Origin of the sequence: Pantoea sp. SJZ147 (genome assembly GCF_007828605.1) — a bacterium.
Classification (GTDB): Bacteria; Pseudomonadota; Gammaproteobacteria; order Enterobacterales; family Enterobacteriaceae; genus Pantoea; species Pantoea allii.
The window spans coordinates 366,811-382,174 of the sequence record NZ_VIVB01000002.1; the positions used below are offsets into that span (position 1 = coordinate 366,811).

Annotated in this window: 11 protein-coding genes; 10 read left to right on the plus strand and 1 reads right to left on the minus strand. The window is 54.1% G+C overall.

The annotated features are described in order from the left end of the window. Together dnaJ and nhaA are read left to right on the plus strand one after the other, a co-directional pair. Positions 1-1,146 carry a molecular chaperone DnaJ gene (gene dnaJ, locus FBY13_RS04410; protein ID WP_063878356.1) on the plus strand — a complete coding sequence of 382 codons (1,146 nt, stop codon included), beginning with the start codon at positions 1-3 and terminating at the stop codon, positions 1,144-1,146. Positions 1,147-1,405: 259 nt separating this feature from the next. Next, complete coding sequence (nhaA, locus tag FBY13_RS04415; protein WP_145393595.1) at positions 1,406-2,584, plus strand: Na+/H+ antiporter NhaA; 1,179 nt, start codon at positions 1,406-1,408, stop codon at positions 2,582-2,584. A 496-nt stretch (positions 2,585-3,080) separates the two neighbouring features. Here the strand turns inward: nhaA and rpsT are convergent, their stop codons facing one another. After that, positions 3,081-3,344, minus strand: a complete 264-nt coding sequence (rpsT, locus tag FBY13_RS04420; RefSeq protein ID WP_006117633.1) for a 30S ribosomal protein S20 — start codon at positions 3,342-3,344, stop codon at positions 3,081-3,083. Positions 3,345-3,660: 316 nt separating this feature from the next. Here rpsT and ribF point away from each other — a divergent pair, with 316 nt between their 5' ends. From ribF to carB, 8 genes are all read left to right on the plus strand, one after another. Then, on the plus strand, positions 3,661-4,587 hold the full coding sequence (gene ribF, locus FBY13_RS04425; RefSeq protein ID WP_063878358.1) for a bifunctional riboflavin kinase/FAD synthetase: 927 nt from the start codon (positions 3,661-3,663) through the stop codon (positions 4,585-4,587). Positions 4,588-4,616: 29 nt separating this feature from the next. Then, complete coding sequence (gene ileS / locus FBY13_RS04430; protein ID WP_063878359.1) at positions 4,617-7,436, plus strand: isoleucine--tRNA ligase; 2,820 nt, start codon at positions 4,617-4,619, stop codon at positions 7,434-7,436. Further along, positions 7,436-7,939: a signal peptidase II gene (gene lspA / locus FBY13_RS04435; protein ID WP_063878360.1), complete on the plus strand. Its 504-nt coding sequence runs from the start codon at positions 7,436-7,438 to the stop codon at positions 7,937-7,939. Before ileS ends, lspA begins: the two co-directional genes overlap by 1 nt. Before the next feature lie 3 nt (positions 7,940-7,942). Next, positions 7,943-8,413: an FKBP-type peptidyl-prolyl cis-trans isomerase gene (gene fkpB / locus FBY13_RS04440; protein WP_096010957.1), complete on the plus strand. Its 471-nt coding sequence runs from the start codon at positions 7,943-7,945 to the stop codon at positions 8,411-8,413. Further along, on the plus strand, positions 8,394-9,344 hold the full coding sequence (ispH, locus tag FBY13_RS04445) for a 4-hydroxy-3-methylbut-2-enyl diphosphate reductase (RefSeq protein WP_063878362.1): 951 nt from the start codon (positions 8,394-8,396) through the stop codon (positions 9,342-9,344). Before fkpB ends, ispH begins: the two co-directional genes overlap by 20 nt. Positions 9,345-9,554: 210 nt before the next feature. Then, the gene (dapB, locus tag FBY13_RS04450) at positions 9,555-10,370 is read left to right on the plus strand and encodes a 4-hydroxy-tetrahydrodipicolinate reductase (protein WP_145393596.1); all 816 of its coding nucleotides are present in this window, start codon (positions 9,555-9,557) and stop codon (positions 10,368-10,370) included. A 466-nt stretch (positions 10,371-10,836) separates the two neighbouring features. Then, positions 10,837-11,985, plus strand: a complete 1,149-nt coding sequence (gene carA / locus FBY13_RS04455) for a glutamine-hydrolyzing carbamoyl-phosphate synthase small subunit (RefSeq protein WP_063878364.1) — start codon at positions 10,837-10,839, stop codon at positions 11,983-11,985. Positions 11,986-11,998: 13 nt separating this feature from the next. Then, positions 11,999-15,229 carry a carbamoyl-phosphate synthase large subunit gene (carB, locus tag FBY13_RS04460; protein WP_096010959.1) on the plus strand — a complete coding sequence of 1,077 codons (3,231 nt, stop codon included), beginning with the start codon at positions 11,999-12,001 and terminating at the stop codon, positions 15,227-15,229. Positions 15,230-15,364: the final 135 nt, after the last annotated feature.

A 15,364-nucleotide genomic window follows, 5' to 3' on the forward strand; every position in this document is an offset into this window, starting at 1 on the left:
ATGGCGAAGAGTGATTACTACGAGATTTTAGGCGTCGCCAAATCTGCAGACGAGCGTGAAATCAAAAAGGCTTACAAACGCCTGGCGATGAAACATCACCCGGACCGCAATCCCGGTGATAAAGAATCGGAAACCAAATTTAAAGAAGCGAAAGAAGCCTACGAAATTCTGACCGACCCGCAGAAGCGTGCGGCCTACGATCAGTACGGTCATGCTGCCTTTGAACAAGGTGGTATGGGCGGTGGCGGATACGGCGGTGGCGGCTTTGGCGGCGGCGGTGCAGATTTCAGCGATATCTTTGGCGACGTTTTCGGTGACATCTTTGGTGGTGGCCGCCGTCAGCGTGCATCCCGTGGTGCAGATTTGCGCTACAACATGGAGCTGACGCTGGAAGAAGCGGTTCGCGGCGTGACCAAAGAGATCCGTATTCCGACGCTGGAAGAGTGCGACGTGTGCCATGGCAGCGGCGCAAAAGCGGGCACCAAACCGCAAACCTGTTCAACCTGTCATGGTGCAGGTCAGGTACAGATGCGTCAGGGCTTCTTCACCGTCCAGCAGGCTTGTCCGACCTGTCACGGTCGCGGCTCGGTGATTAAAGATCCCTGCAATGCCTGTCACGGCCACGGTCGCGTAGAGAAATCGAAAACCCTGTCGGTGAAAATTCCTGCTGGTGTGGATACGGGTGACCGTATTCGTCTGAGCGGTGAAGGCGAAGCCGGTGAGCAGGGCGCGCCAGCGGGCGATCTCTACGTTCAGGTGTCGGTGAAAAAACACCCGATCTTTGAGCGTGAAGAGAATAACCTGTACTGCGAAGTACCGATTAACTTTGCGATGGCTGCCCTGGGCGGTGAGATTGAAGTGCCCACGCTGGATGGTCGGGTGAAGCTGAAAGTGCCAGCAGAAACCCAAACCGGCAAGCTGTTCCGCATGCGTGGACGCGGTGTGAAATCGGTGCGCGGCGGTGCGGTAGGCGATCTGCTGTGTCGTGTGGTGGTGGAAACCCCTGTCAGCCTCAACGACAAGCAAAAAGCGTTACTGCGTGAGCTGGAAGAGAGCTTTGGTGGACCCAGCGGCGAACATAACAGCCCGCGCTCCAAAAGCTTCTTCGACGGCGTGAAGAAATTCTTCGACGACTTAACCCGTTAATTCACAGCGGTCTGGCGTGATTAAAAACGGAGAGGAGACTCTCCGTTTTTTTATGCGCTCTGCAAAGCTGACACGGTTTCTCGCGCACTTTATGCTGCCACTTTCACCGATATCGTCCTCTTTTCGGCCTGCTCTGGCTCACCCTTTGATGTAACAAAACGTCGGACTTAATGTAAAAGCGGATAAATAAGCTTTTTCTCGGGTTCAGTGAATCGTTACACTGCTCGGCATTGTGTTTTCCGCTCAGGAGGAGTGTGTTTTGTCAAAACCTCGTCGTATCAAGCATTTACTGAAAAGTTTTATTGAGAGTGATGCCAGTAACGGCATGGTGCTCATTCTGGCTGCGGTCGTCGCTATGATCCTCGCCAATGGCGCTTCCACCGCTCAGGGCTACCAGGCTTTGTTGGACACACCGGTACAGATTCGCTTCGGCGAACTGGATATCAGTAAAAATCTGCTTCTGTGGATAAACGATGCGCTCATGGCGCTCTTTTTCCTGCTGATTGGTCTGGAAGTGAAGCGCGAATTGATCTCTGGTGAACTCGCCAGCCGCGATCGGGCCATCTTTCCGGTTATCGCCGCAGTCGGTGGCATGGCAGCACCTGCCATTGTGTTTTTGCTGTTTAACCATGGTGATGAGATTGCCCGAAATGGCTGGGCGATTCCTACTGCTACTGATATCGCGTTTGCGCTCGGCGTGCTTGCCCTGCTTGGCAGTCGTGTTCCCCCCGCCCTGAAGGTGTTCCTGATGGCGCTGGCGATTATCGACGACCTGGGTGCCATCGTCATCATCGCGCTGTTTTACACCAGCGACCTGTCTGTGATGTCCCTGAGCGTGGCGGCAGGCGCTATCGTGGTGCTGGCCGTGCTGAACCGCTGTAACGTACGGAACATTGCGGTATACATGCTGGTTGGGATGGTGTTGTGGACCGCAGTTCTGAAGTCTGGCGTGCATGCCACGCTGGCGGGCGTCATTGTGGGCTTCTTCGTGCCGTTGGAAGAGAAAAACGGTCATTCGCCAGCGGAACACCTTGCGCACGGTTTAATGCCGTGGGTGAACTGGTTGATTCTGCCGTTGTTTGCCTTTGCTAACGCTGGCATTTCGCTGACGGGCATCACCTTTGGCGACGTGCTGTCGCCGGAGCCGCTGGGTATCATCCTGGGCCTGTTAATCGGTAAGCCACTGGGGATTACGCTGTTTTGCTGGCTGGCGGTGAAGCTGAGGCTGGCAGCCTTGCCTGGCGGCACGACTATTCGCGATATCATGGCGATTGGCGTGCTGTGCGGCATTGGCTTTACCATGTCGATATTTATCAGTTCGCTAGCCTTTGACGCTGCCCACGAGCAGTTAGTGACGTTCTCTAAGCTGGGTATCCTTAGCGGTTCACTGCTCTCCGCCGTGCTGGGCTACACCTTATTGCGCATCAAGCTGCGATAAAAAATCCATTGCTGCAACACATTCATCCGGTGTTGCAGCAATGCTGGTTCCTGTCTCAACATCTCAACATCTCAACATCTCAACATCTCAACATCTCAACATCTCAACATCTCAACATCTCAACATCTCAACATCTCAACATCTCAGCATCTCAATATGGCCTGTGACCCACGATGACATCGCGCGTTGACTGGCTGTGATCGCGTTGCTCTGCGGCCGGTCTGAACTCGCAAGCACGCCGTGATTGACCTTCTCTGTTAACCCTGGGCCTGATAACCCGACAGAGGGCTCGTGAGAGAGGCTGTCCGGGGCGCTACGGGCCTGAACCTGGGGCAGCATGGTTCGGCAGGTTGAGAGCAGTGCAGAGGCGGTGGGTTGTCTGGCAGGGCAGGAAGATAAAGTCAGGAAGAGACAGTTGCCTGGCGGCGCTAAACAGCAGGCATAAAAAAACCGGCGTAGCGCCGGTTCTTTCAACAAAGCGATGAACAAATAGCGATTAAGCCAGTTTGTTGATCTGTGCAGTCAGGTTTGCTTTATAACGTGCAGCTTTGTTTTTGTGGATCAGACCTTTAGCAGCCTGACGGTCCACGATTGGTTGCATTTCATTAAATGCGTTCTGCGCAGCAGCTTTGTCGCCTGAAGCGATCGCCGCGTATACTTTCTTAACGAAGGTACGCATCATAGAGCGACGGCTTGCATTATGCTTGCGACGTTTCTCAGATGTTACGGCACGTTTCTTAGCTGATTTGATATTAGCCAAGGTCCAACTCCCAAATATGTTCGATAGAGACAAATCAAAGGCCGAGGACTATGCCTTTTGGACCTTCTGTTGTCAATGGATTTGTGCAAATAAGCGTCGTTACTCGTGATAACCTGTACGACACTCGGTTACGTATTTGATGGCGCAAGATTCTACCAGCTTCCGCTCCCTGAATACAGTATTTCGCAACAAAATTCTCTCAACGGCTCTGCATGTCAGTAAATACGGCCTGTTACGCATGAAAGGCGTGTTCACGGGTTAACCTTGACAGCTTTCGAGGGTATAATCCGCCGATTTCCACAGGTTTGAGTCAGCCATGAAGTTTATCCGCGGTATTCATAATCTTAATGCGCAGCATCACGGCTGCGTTTTGACCATCGGTAATTTCGATGGTGTGCACCGCGGTCATCAGGCGCTGATGGGGCGGTTGCTGGAAGAAGGACGCAAACGTAATTTGCCGGTGATGGTGATGGTGTTTGAACCGCAGCCGCTAGAACTCTTTGCGGGCGAAAGCGCGCCCGCCAGGCTCACCCGCTTGCGGGAAAAGCTAAAATACCTGGCAGAAATTGGCGTGGATTACGTGCTCTGTGTGCGTTTTGACCATCGCTTTGCCGCGTTATCGGCGCAGAGTTTTATCAGCGAACTGCTGGTGAACAAACTGGGCGTCAACTATCTGGCTGTCGGGGATGATTTCCGCTTTGGCGCTGGTCGCCAGGGGGATTTCCTGCTATTACAGAAAGCCGGTGCCCAGTATGGTTTTGATGTGGTCAGCACAGAAACGTTTTGTGATGGCGGTAAGCGCATCAGCAGCACAGCGGTGCGTCAGGCACTGGCTGAGGACAACTTAGCGCTGGCGCAGTCGCTATTGGGCCATCCTTTCAGTATCTCAGGGCGCGTCGTGCACGGTGATGCACTGGGACGGACACTGGGGTTCCCTACGGCCAATATCCCGTTACGGCGCTGCGTATCGCCGGTCAAAGGCGTTTATGCGGTTGAAGTCGAAGGCCTGGGGCCAACGCCGCTGCCCGGCGTGGCCAATATTGGTACGCGCCCAACGGTAAAAGGTTTACGCCAACAGCTTGAAGTTCACCTGTTGGACATCAATATGGATCTCTATGGTCGCCACATTGATGTGGTATTGAAGCAGAAAATACGAAACGAGCAGCGCTTTGCTTCACTGGATGCGTTGAAAGAGCAAATTGCGAAAGATACGGTAACGGCCCGACAATTTTTTGGTCTGTAACCTGAGCGAAAAACGGAATCGAGAATCTGATGAGTGACTATAAATCAACCCTGAATTTGCCGGAAACGGGGTTCCCCATGCGTGGCGATCTGGCCAAGCGCGAACCGGGAATGCTGCAACGTTGGTATGATGACAATCTGTACGGCATCATCCGCGAAGCCAAGAAAGGGAAAAAAACCTTTATCCTGCATGATGGCCCTCCTTATGCGAACGGCAGCATTCATATTGGTCACTCCGTTAACAAGATTCTGAAAGACATTATTGTAAAGTCTAAAGGCATGGCAGGTTACGACTCGCCTTATGTGCCGGGCTGGGACTGTCACGGTTTGCCTATCGAGCATAAAGTTGAGCAGATGATCGGCAAGCCGGGCGAAAAAGTCAGCGCCGCCGAATTCCGCGCCGCCTGCCGTCAGTATGCCGCCGAACAGGTTGAGGGGCAAAAAGCCGACTTTATTCGCCTGGGCGTGCTGGGTGACTGGGATCGTCCTTACCTCACCATGGACTTCACCACCGAAGCCAATATCATTCGTGCGCTGGGTAAAATTATCGGCAATGGCCATCTGCACAAAGGCGCGAAGCCGGTGCACTGGTGCATGGATTGCCGTTCTGCGCTGGCCGAAGCCGAAGTGGAATACTACGACAAAACCTCGCCGTCCATCGACGTGATGTTCAATGCCCTTGATGCCGATGCGGTGCGTGCAGCCTTTGGCGTCACCGCCTCAGAAGGCCCGGTTTCGCTGGTGATCTGGACCACAACGCCATGGACCATTCCGGCTAACCGCGGCATTTCACTGCACCCTGAGTTCGAATACCAGCTACTGCAGATTGATGGCCGCAGCCTGATCCTGGCAAAAGATCTGGTTGAGAGCGTGATGAAACGCGCAGGCATCAGCGACTGGACCGTGCTGGGTGAGTGCCAGGGCGCGGCACTGGAATTGCAGCTGTTCCAGCATCCGTTGCTTGAGCAGATTCAGTCCAAAGTCGTCTTAGGCGAACACGTCACGCTGGATGCCGGTACGGGTGCCGTTCACACTGCCCCCGGTCATGGTCCGGATGACTACGTGATTGGTCAGAAATATGGTCTGGAGACGGCGAATCCGGTCGGCCCTGATGGCGCCTACCTGCCAGGGACTTATCCCGGTCTTGACGGCATCAACGTCTTTAAAGCCAACGACATGATCGTTGAACTGCTGAAAGAAAAAGGTGCCCTGCTGCATGTTGAAAAACTGCTGCACAGCTACCCGCACTGCTGGCGTCACAAAACCCCGATTATTTTCCGTGCCACGCCGCAGTGGTTTATCAGCATGGATCAGAAAGGCCTGCGTGCTCAATCACTGCAGGAGATCAAAGGCGTTCAGTGGATTCCGGACTGGGGCCAGGCGCGTATTGAATCCATGGTTGCCAACCGCCCTGACTGGTGTATTTCCCGTCAGCGTACCTGGGGCGTGCCCATGGCGCTGTTCGTGCATAAAGAGACCGAAGCACTGCATCCTGAAACCCTGGCGCTAATGGAAAAAGTTGCCCAGCGTGTTGAGCAAGAGGGCATTCAGGCTTGGTGGGATCTCGATCCGCGCGATCTGATGGGCGACGATGCCGATCACTACGTTAAAGTGCCGGACACCCTGGACGTCTGGTTTGATTCCGGTTCAACCAGCTATTCGGTTGTCGATGCCCGTCCGGAGTTTGGCGGAAATACACCGGATATGTATCTGGAAGGTTCGGATCAGCATCGTGGCTGGTTTATGTCTTCGCTGATGATTTCCACGGCGATGAAGGGCAAAGCGCCTTATCGTCAGGTGCTGACGCACGGTTTCACCGTCGATGGTCAGGGCCGCAAGATGTCGAAATCCATTGGCAATACCGTTGCACCGCAAGATGTGATGGACAAACTGGGTGCAGACATTTTACGCCTGTGGGTCGCCTCTACCGATTACTCGGGTGAGATGGCGGTATCGGACGAAATCCTGAAACGTTCTGCGGATGCCTACCGTCGCATCCGTAACACGGCGCGCTTCCTGTTAGCCAACCTGAGCGGCTTTAATCCGCTAACCGATCTGGTTAAGCCAGAAGAGATGGTGGTGGTCGATCGCTGGGCAGTCGGACGTGCGCAGGCTGCACAGGCTGATATCGTTGCCTCCTACGAGAACTACGATTTCCACGAGGTGATTCAGCGCCTGATGCAGTTCTGCTCCGTGGAAATGGGGTCGTTCTACCTCGATATCATCAAAGATCGTCAGTACACCGCGAAAGGCGACAGCCTGGCGCGTCGCAGCTGCCAGTCGGCACTGTGGCATATTGTTGAAGCGCTGGTGCGCTGGATGGCACCGATCATGTCTTTCACGGCCGACGAAATCTGGGGCTATCTGCCAGGCGATCGGGCGAAGTACGTGTTCACAGAAGAGTGGTATACCGGCCTGTTTGGTCTGCCAGAAAACGAAGCGCTGAACGATGCGTACTGGGCAGAACTGCTTAAAGTACGTGGTGAAGTGAACAAGGTGATCGAGCAGGCGCGTAGCGACAAACGTATCGGCGGCGCGCTGGAAGCGTCCGTGACGCTGTATGCCGATGCGGACCTGGCGACGAAACTGCAGGCGTTAGGTAACGAACTGCGTTTTGTGCTGCTGACCTCTGGCGCACAGGTTGCTGATTACGCCCAGGCAGGCGGTGACGCGCAGCAGAGCGAACTGTTAAAAGGTCTGAAAATCGGCCTGAATAAAGCAGAAGGCGAGAAATGCCCTCGCTGCTGGCACTACACTACTGACGTCGGTCAGAATCCCGAGCACGCTGCGGTGTGCGGTCGCTGTTACACCAACGTAGCCGGAAACGGCGAAGAGCGTAAGTTTGCCTGATGAGTAAACCTGTTTTCTCCACCGGATTGCGCTGGCTGTGGCTGGTGCTGTTAGTTATCGTTGTTGATTTCGTCAGCAAGCAGTGGGTAATGAACAACATGATGCTGCATGAAACGCAGCCGCTAATGCCGTTCCTTAACCTGTTCTATGCGCACAACTACGGCGCAGCGTTCAGTTTCCTTGCTGATAAAGGCGGCTGGCAGCGCTGGTTCTTTGCCGGTATTGCGCTGGCAATTGTGATCTCGTTGCTGGTGATGATGTACCGCAACAGCGCCAGTCAGAAGATAGCCAATATCGCCTATGCATTAATCATTGGCGGCGCAGTGGGCAATCTGTTTGACCGTTCGTATCATGGCTTCGTGGTGGATTTTATCGATTTCTATGTCGGTAACTGGCACTTTGCTACATTTAATATCGCTGACTGCGGCATCTGTATCGGTGCCGCGTTGGTGGTGCTGGAGGGCTTTTTCAACCCTTCCAGCAAGCAGGTTAAAAAAGGGTAAAGCATGACTGAGTCTGTACAGGGCGACAGCGCGGTGTTGTTGCATTTCGTCATGAAGCTGGAAGACGGCTCTGTGGCAGAATCCACCCGCGCCAACGGTAAACCTGCGCTGTTTCGGCTCGGCGACGGTAGCCTGTCTGGCCCGCTGGAGCAGGCACTGTTGGGATTAAAAGCGGGTGAAAAACATCATTTCACGTTGGCGCCAGAAGATGCCTTTGGCAGCGTCAGTCCCGATCTTATCCAGTACTTTTCCCGTCGTGACTTTATCGATACGGGCGAGCCGGAGATCGGTGCCATCATGCTGTTTACCGGAATGGGCGGTAGTGAAATGCCAGGTGTGATTCGGGAGATTTCCGGTGATTCAATCACTGTGGATTTCAATCATCCGCTGGCAGGCCACCGCGTTCAGTTTGATATTGAGGTGCTGGATATCGATCCGGCACTGGAGGCGAACAATGCAAATTCTGCTGGCTAATCCACGTGGTTTTTGTGCGGGTGTCGATCGTGCCATCAGCATTGTTGAAAACGCACTCACCCTGTTTGGTGCGCCGGTTTATGTGCGTCATGAAGTGGTACATAACCGCTACGTGGTGGACAGCCTGCGTCAGCGCGGGGCCATTTTTATTGAGCAGATCGCGGAAGTGCCCGATGGCGCTATCCTGATCTTCTCTGCCCACGGCGTGTCTCAGGCGGTGCGCAATGAGGCGAAGGGGCGTGAGCTCACCGTCTTCGATGCCACCTGTCCCTTAGTCACTAAAGTTCATATGGAAGTCGCCCGTGCCAGCCGTCGGGGTGAAGAGTCGGTGCTGATTGGTCACGCAGGCCATCCGGAAGTGGAAGGCACCATGGGGCAGTACAATAACCCCAAGGGCGGGATGTATCTGGTGGAGTCGCCGGACGACGTCTGGAAACTGGACGTTAAAGATGACAACCGCCTGTCCTTTATGACCCAAACCACGCTGTCGGTGGATGATACGTCAGATGTGATTGATGCGCTGCGCGCCCGTTTCCCGAAAATCGTGGGGCCACGCAAAGACGATATTTGCTATGCCACCACCAACCGTCAGGAAGCCGTAAGGGCAATGTCGCAACAGGCCGATGTGGTGCTGGTGGTCGGATCGAAAAACTCGTCCAACTCCAATCGACTGGCCGAGCTGGCACAGCGCATGGGTAAAGCTGCCTATCTGATTGATGATGCGGCGGACATTCAGCCTGAGTGGGTAGTCTCTGTAGGTTGTGTTGGCGTTACGGCCGGTGCGTCAGCGCCCGATATTCTGGTTCAGAACGTGATTGCTCGCCTGCAGGAACTGGGCGGTGGCGAAGCGAGAGTGCTGGAAGGGCGGGAAGAAAACATTGTGTTTGAAGTCCCCAAAGAGTTGCGGGTTGACGTCCGCAATGTGCAGTAACCGCTTACTTGCAGTTATTAAAAGGCCGACTCTGTTCGGCCTTTTTGCTTTTCAGACCAGGCCTGCGGCAGCTGAAATTGCTTTTACTGATAATCCGCCTTGCCTGGCATAAAAATTCTTATTATCCCTGATAAAGAGTGGCGCAGTTGTTATCTCATCGTTAACCTGATTGCGCTTGCATGCATAGTTTTGTTTTAGGAATGAATAAATATGAAGAATATCCGCATTGCCATCGTGGGCGCACCGGGGCGCATGGGGCGCAATCTCATCCAGGCGGTTGCGCAGATGGAAGGCGTTGAACTGGGCGCTGCGTTAGCCCGTCCCGGATCGTCGTTGATCGGCAGCGACGCAGGCGAACTGGCCGGTACCGGCAACGCGGGCGTTATCCTGGGCGATGACTTACGCGCCGTGATCGATGATTTTGACGTCTTGATCGATTTTACCCGCCCCGAAGGAACGCTGGAGTACATGGCCATTTGTCGTGAGCACCGTAAGGCCATGATCATTGGTACCACAGGATTTGACGAAGCAGGCAAGGCAGCGATTCGTGATGCTGCGACAGAGATTGGCATTGTGTTTGCCGCCAACTTCAGTATTGGCGTTAACCTGGTACTCAAGCTGCTGGAGAAAGCCGCCAAAGTCATGGGCGATTATGCGGATATTGAGATTATCGAAGCCCACCATCGCCACAAAGTCGATGCGCCTTCAGGGACTGCCCTGGCGATGGGCGAGGCGATTGCAGAGGCAATGGACTGGAAACTGGATGAACATGCCGTTTACAGCCGAGAAGGCCATACCGGCGAGCGTCATGCGAACACGATTGGTTTTGCCACCGTGCGAGCAGGCGACATTGTCGGGGAACATACGGCAATGTTTGCCGATGACGGTGAGCGCGTTGAGATAACCCACAAGGCTTCCAGCCGCATGACCTTTGCAAAGGGCGCGATAAAAGCAGCGTTATGGGTGAGTGAGAAGAAAACAGGGCTTTATGACATGCGCGATGTGCTGGATTTATCGAGTTTGTAATGGGTTTACCTGTGTGATGTGGTGATTTCAATCGCTAATAAATTGATTGAAAAGGGCAATTTTTTAATTGCCCTTAATTTTATTTAAAACAAGGGCTTTGGCTAATTTTTTCAGTGAGTGACTCAAAAGTAGGGTTATCTCGTCCCTGTTTTTGTCATAAACCTGTTAATTTTGACCATTTGGTCAAAATTAATCATGTGCACTATCAGAATAAACGTTGATTGCGATTGGCAAACGATTATTCGGCTGTGTTTACCCCTGTTTTTGCCGCTTATCCTCTGCATTTTCGTTCTGAGCCCGAAAAGATGTTTAAAATGTTGCTTCAGGGTGGACAAGTATCAGGACGATCATTAGAATGCGCGCAATTTGCCAAAAATTGACCACTCAGGCAGTTTTTGCATTGATTCAGATCACTATTATGAATTAATATGCAGATATTGTGACTGTTTATTCCCTGGAGGATGTTTTGATTAAGTCAGCGCTCTTGGTTCTGGAAGACGGAACCCAATTCCACGGTCGGGCCATCGGGGCTACAGGGTCGGCAGTGGGGGAAGTCGTTTTCAATACGTCAATGACCGGTTATCAAGAAATCCTCACTGATCCCTCCTATTCTCGCCAAATCGTTACTCTTACTTATCCCCATATCGGCAATGTTGGTGCAAACGCCGCCGACGAAGAATCCAGTCAAATTCATGCGCAGGGCCTGGTGATTCGTGACCTGCCGCTGATTGCCAGTAACTATCGCAGCGAAGAGAGCTTATCGGCTTATCTGCAGCGCAATAACATCGTCGCGATTGCCGATATTGATACCCGCAAGCTGACGCGTCTGCTGCGGGAAAAAGGGGCGCAGAACGGCTGTATCATCGCGGGCGACAACCTGGATGCCGCACTGGCCTTACAAAAAGCGCAGGCTTTCCCCGGCCTGAAAGGTATGGATCTGGCGAAAGAAGTGACAACGGCGGAAACCTACGCCTGGCAGCAGGGGAGCTGGACACTGGAAGGGGATTTGCCGGAACAGACACCGGCGGAAGCCCTGCCTTACCATGTCGTGGCTTACGATTACGGTGCGAAGCGCAATATCCTGCGTATGCTGGTGGACCGTGGCTGCCGCCTGACGGTTGTGCCGGCCAAAACACCAGCCGAAACGGTACTGGCGATGAATCCGGATGGCATCTTCCTGTCTAACGGCCCTGGCGATCCTGAGCCCTGTGATTATGCGATTGAAGCCATTCAGGCCTTTCTGAAAACGGATATTCCGGTATTCGGTATTTGCCTTGGTCATCAGTTGCTGGCTCTGGCCAGCGGTGCGAAAACCGTCAAGATGAAGCTGGGCCACCATGGTGGTAACCACCCGGTGAAAGATCTGGATAACAACCGCGTAATGATTACCGCGCAGAACCACGGTTTTGCCGTTGATGAAACCGATCTGCCCGCGACCCTGCGTGTTACCCATATCTCCCTGTTTGATAAGACCGTGCAGGGCATTCACCGCACCGATAAGCCAGCGTTTAGCTTCCAGGGTCACCCGGAAGCCAGCCCGGGACCGGGTGATGCCGCACCGCTGTTTGACCACTTTATTGAGTTGATTGACGCATTCCGTTCGAAAGCAAAGTAATCAGGAGCTAATCATGCCAAAACGTACAGACATAAAATCCATCCTGATTCTTGGTGCCGGTCCGATTGTGATCGGTCAGGCCTGCGAATTCGACTATTCCGGTGCCCAGGCTTGTAAAGCCCTGCGTGAAGAGGGTTACCGGGTTATTCTGGTCAACTCAAACCCGGCAACCATTATGACCGACCCGGAAATGGCCGATGCGACCTACATCGAGCCGATTCACTGGGAAGTGGTGCGTAAAATCATTGAAAAAGAGCGCCCGGATGCGGTGCTGCCCACCATGGGCGGCCAGACAGCGCTGAACTGTGCGCTGGAACTCGAACGTCAGGGCGTACTGGAAGAATTCGGCGTCACCATGATAGGTGCGACCGCCGATGCCATTGATAAAGCAGAAGACCGTCGTCGCTTCGATGTGGCGATGAAAAGCATTGGCCTGGATACGGCGCGCTCCGGTATTGCGCACACCATGGATGAAGCGCTGGCGGTGGCTGCAGACGTCGGCTTTCCCTGCATTATCCGTCCGTCTTTCACCATGGGTGGCACCGGCGGCGGTATCGCCTATAACCGCGAAGAGTTTGAAGAGATCTGCGAACGCGGCCTCGACCTTTCTCCTACCAACGAGTTGTTAATTGACGAATCGCTGATTGGCTGGAAAGAGTACGAGATGGAAGTGGTTCGTGACAAAAACGACAACTGCATTATCGTCTGCTCCATCGAAAACTTTGACGCCATGGGCATTCACACCGGTGATTCCATTACGGTTGCGCCAGCACAGACGCTGACCGATAAGGAATACCAGATTATGCGTAACGCCTCGCTGGCGGTACTGCGTGAGATTGGTGTCGAAACCGGCGGTTCCAACGTACAGTTTGCGGTGAACCCAAAAAATGGTCGCCTGATCGTTATCGAGATGAATCCCCGTGTGTCGCGCTCCTCGGCACTGGCCTCTAAAGCGACCGGCTTCCCGATTGCGAAAGTGGCAGCGAAACTGGCGGTTGGCTATACGCTGGATGAACTGATGAACGACATTACCGGTGGACGCACGCCGGCCTCGTTTGAGCCTTCAATCGATTACGTCGTCACAAAGATCCCTCGCTTCAACTTTGAAAAATTTGCGGGTGCGAATGACCGCCTGACCACGCAGATGAAATCTGTGGGTGAAGTCATGGCGATCGGTCGTACCTTCCAGGAGTCGATGCAGAAAGCGCTGCGCGGCCTGGAAGTCGGGGCGAATGGCTTCGACCCGAAAGTTCACCTGGACGACGCAGAGGCGTTAACCCGTATCCGCCGTGAGCTGAAAGATGCCGGTTCGGATCGTATCTGGTACATCGCCGATGCCTTCCGCGCGGGGATGTCGGTAGACGGCGTATTTAACCTCACCAACATTGACCGCTGGTTCCTGGTGCAGATTGAAGAGCTGGTGCGCCTGGAAGAGCAGGTTGCGCGTGAAGGCATGAACGGCCTCAACGTCGATTTCCTGCGTGCGCTGAAGCGTAAAGGTTTTGCGGATGCGCGTCTGGCTTCACTGGCGGGCGTAGCGGAAGGTGAAATTCGTAAATTGCGTCAGCAACATAATCTGCACCCGGTTTATAAGCGTGTCGATACCTGTGCGGCAGAATTCTCTACCGATACGGCTTACATGTACTCCACCTATGAAGAAGAGTGCGAAGCGAATCCTAATCAGGATCGTGACAAAATCATGGTGCTGGGTGGCGGACCAAACCGTATTGGCCAGGGCATTGAGTTTGACTACTGCTGCGTTCATGCGGCGCTGGCGCTGCGTGAAGATGGTTTTGAAACCATCATGGTGAACTGTAACCCGGAAACCGTCTCGACGGATTATGACACCTCCGACCGCCTCTACTTCGAGCCGGTTACGCTTGAAGACGTGCTGGAAATCGTACGCATCGAAAAACCGAAAGGGGTGATCGTGCAGTACGGCGGTCAGACGCCGCTGAAACTGGCTCGCGCCCTGGAAGCGGCAGGCGTACCGGTGATCGGTACCAGCCCGGACGCTATCGACCGGGCAGAAGATCGCGAACGCTTCCAGCAGGCCGTTGACCGTCTGAACCTGAAGCAGCCGGCTAACGCCACCGTTGCCACGCTGGAGCAGGCCGTAGAGAAAGCCGCCGGCATTGGTTATCCGCTGGTGGTGCGTCCTTCCTACGTGCTGGGCGGACGTGCAATGGAAATCGTCTATGACGAAATCGATCTGAAACGTTACTTCCAGACGGCGGTGTCGGTTTCCAACGATGCACCCGTCTTGCTGGATCGTTTCCTTGATGACGCCGTAGAAGTTGATGTCGATGCCATTTGCGACGGCGAACGCGTACTGATTGGCGGCATCATGGAGCATATCGAGCAGGCAGGCGTCCACTCGGGTGACTCCGCGTGTTCTCTGCCGGCCTATACGCTGAGCGAAGAGATTCAAAACGTGATGCGCCAGCAGGTTGAAAAACTGGCGTTTGAGCTGAGCGTGCGCGGTTTAATGAACGTGCAGTTCGCGGTAAAAGACAACGAAGTCTACCTGATCGAAGTGAACCCACGTGCCGCGCGTACCGTGCCTTTCGTGTCAAAAGCGACAGGCGTCCCGCTGGCGAAGGTTGCCGCGCGCGTGATGGCAGGCAAAACGCTGGCAGAGCAGGGCGTAACCAAAGAGGTGATCCCACCTTATTACTCTGTTAAAGAAGTCGTGCTGCCCTTTAACAAGTTCCAGGGTGTTGACCCGATTCTCGGTCCGGAAATGCGTTCAACCGGTGAAGTCATGGGCGTGGGCCGGACCTTCGCTGAAGCCTTTGCCAAAGCGATGCTGGGCGCGCAGAGCAACATGAAGAAAACCGGACGTGCCCTGTTGTCCGTGCGTGAGGGCGATAAGAAACGTATCGTCGATTTGGCCGCGAAGCTGCAGAAGTTTGGCTTTGAGCTGGATGCCACTCACGGTACGGCTGTGGTGCTGGGCGAGGCGGGCATTAATCCTCGTCTGGTTAACAAGGTTCATGAAGGTCGCCCACATATTCAGGACCGCCTGAAGAACGGCGAATATGCCTACATCGTGAATACCACAGCAGGTCGCCAGGCGATTGAAGACTCCAAGCTGATTCGCCGCAGTGCGCTGCAATACAAAGTGCATTACGACACCACGTTGAACGGGGGTTTTGCAACGGCGATGGCGCTCAATGCGGACCCAACGGAAAAAGTGATTTCAGTCCAGGAGATGCACGCACAAATCCTTGCGCAGAAATAGCGCAGGCTGATCGCGCGTCATCGCCCCTGTGGGGGGATCGTCTGTCAGTAGGCTGACAGACCGTCCTGCCTGCAGGGGCTTTTTTGTGTTTAATCCCAGGAAGCCTGTCGGGACAACATCGGCCAGCAGGCCGTT

Coding starts and splice junctions, on each gene's coding strand:
- lspA (WP_063878360.1), top strand. CDS start 7,436: ATGAGTAAACCTGTTTTCTCCACCGGATTGCGCTGGCTGTGGCTGGTG.
- ileS (WP_063878359.1), top strand. CDS start 4,617: ATGAGTGACTATAAATCAACCCTGAATTTGCCGGAAACGGGGTTCCCC.
- dnaJ (WP_063878356.1), top strand. CDS start 1: ATGGCGAAGAGTGATTACTACGAGATTTTAGGCGTCGCCAAATCTGCA.
- dapB (WP_145393596.1), top strand. CDS start 9,555: ATGAAGAATATCCGCATTGCCATCGTGGGCGCACCGGGGCGCATGGGG.
- fkpB (WP_096010957.1), top strand. CDS start 7,943: ATGACTGAGTCTGTACAGGGCGACAGCGCGGTGTTGTTGCATTTCGTC.
- carB (WP_096010959.1), top strand. CDS start 11,999: ATGCCAAAACGTACAGACATAAAATCCATCCTGATTCTTGGTGCCGGT.
- ispH (WP_063878362.1), top strand. CDS start 8,394: ATGCAAATTCTGCTGGCTAATCCACGTGGTTTTTGTGCGGGTGTCGAT.
- ribF (WP_063878358.1), top strand. CDS start 3,661: ATGAAGTTTATCCGCGGTATTCATAATCTTAATGCGCAGCATCACGGC.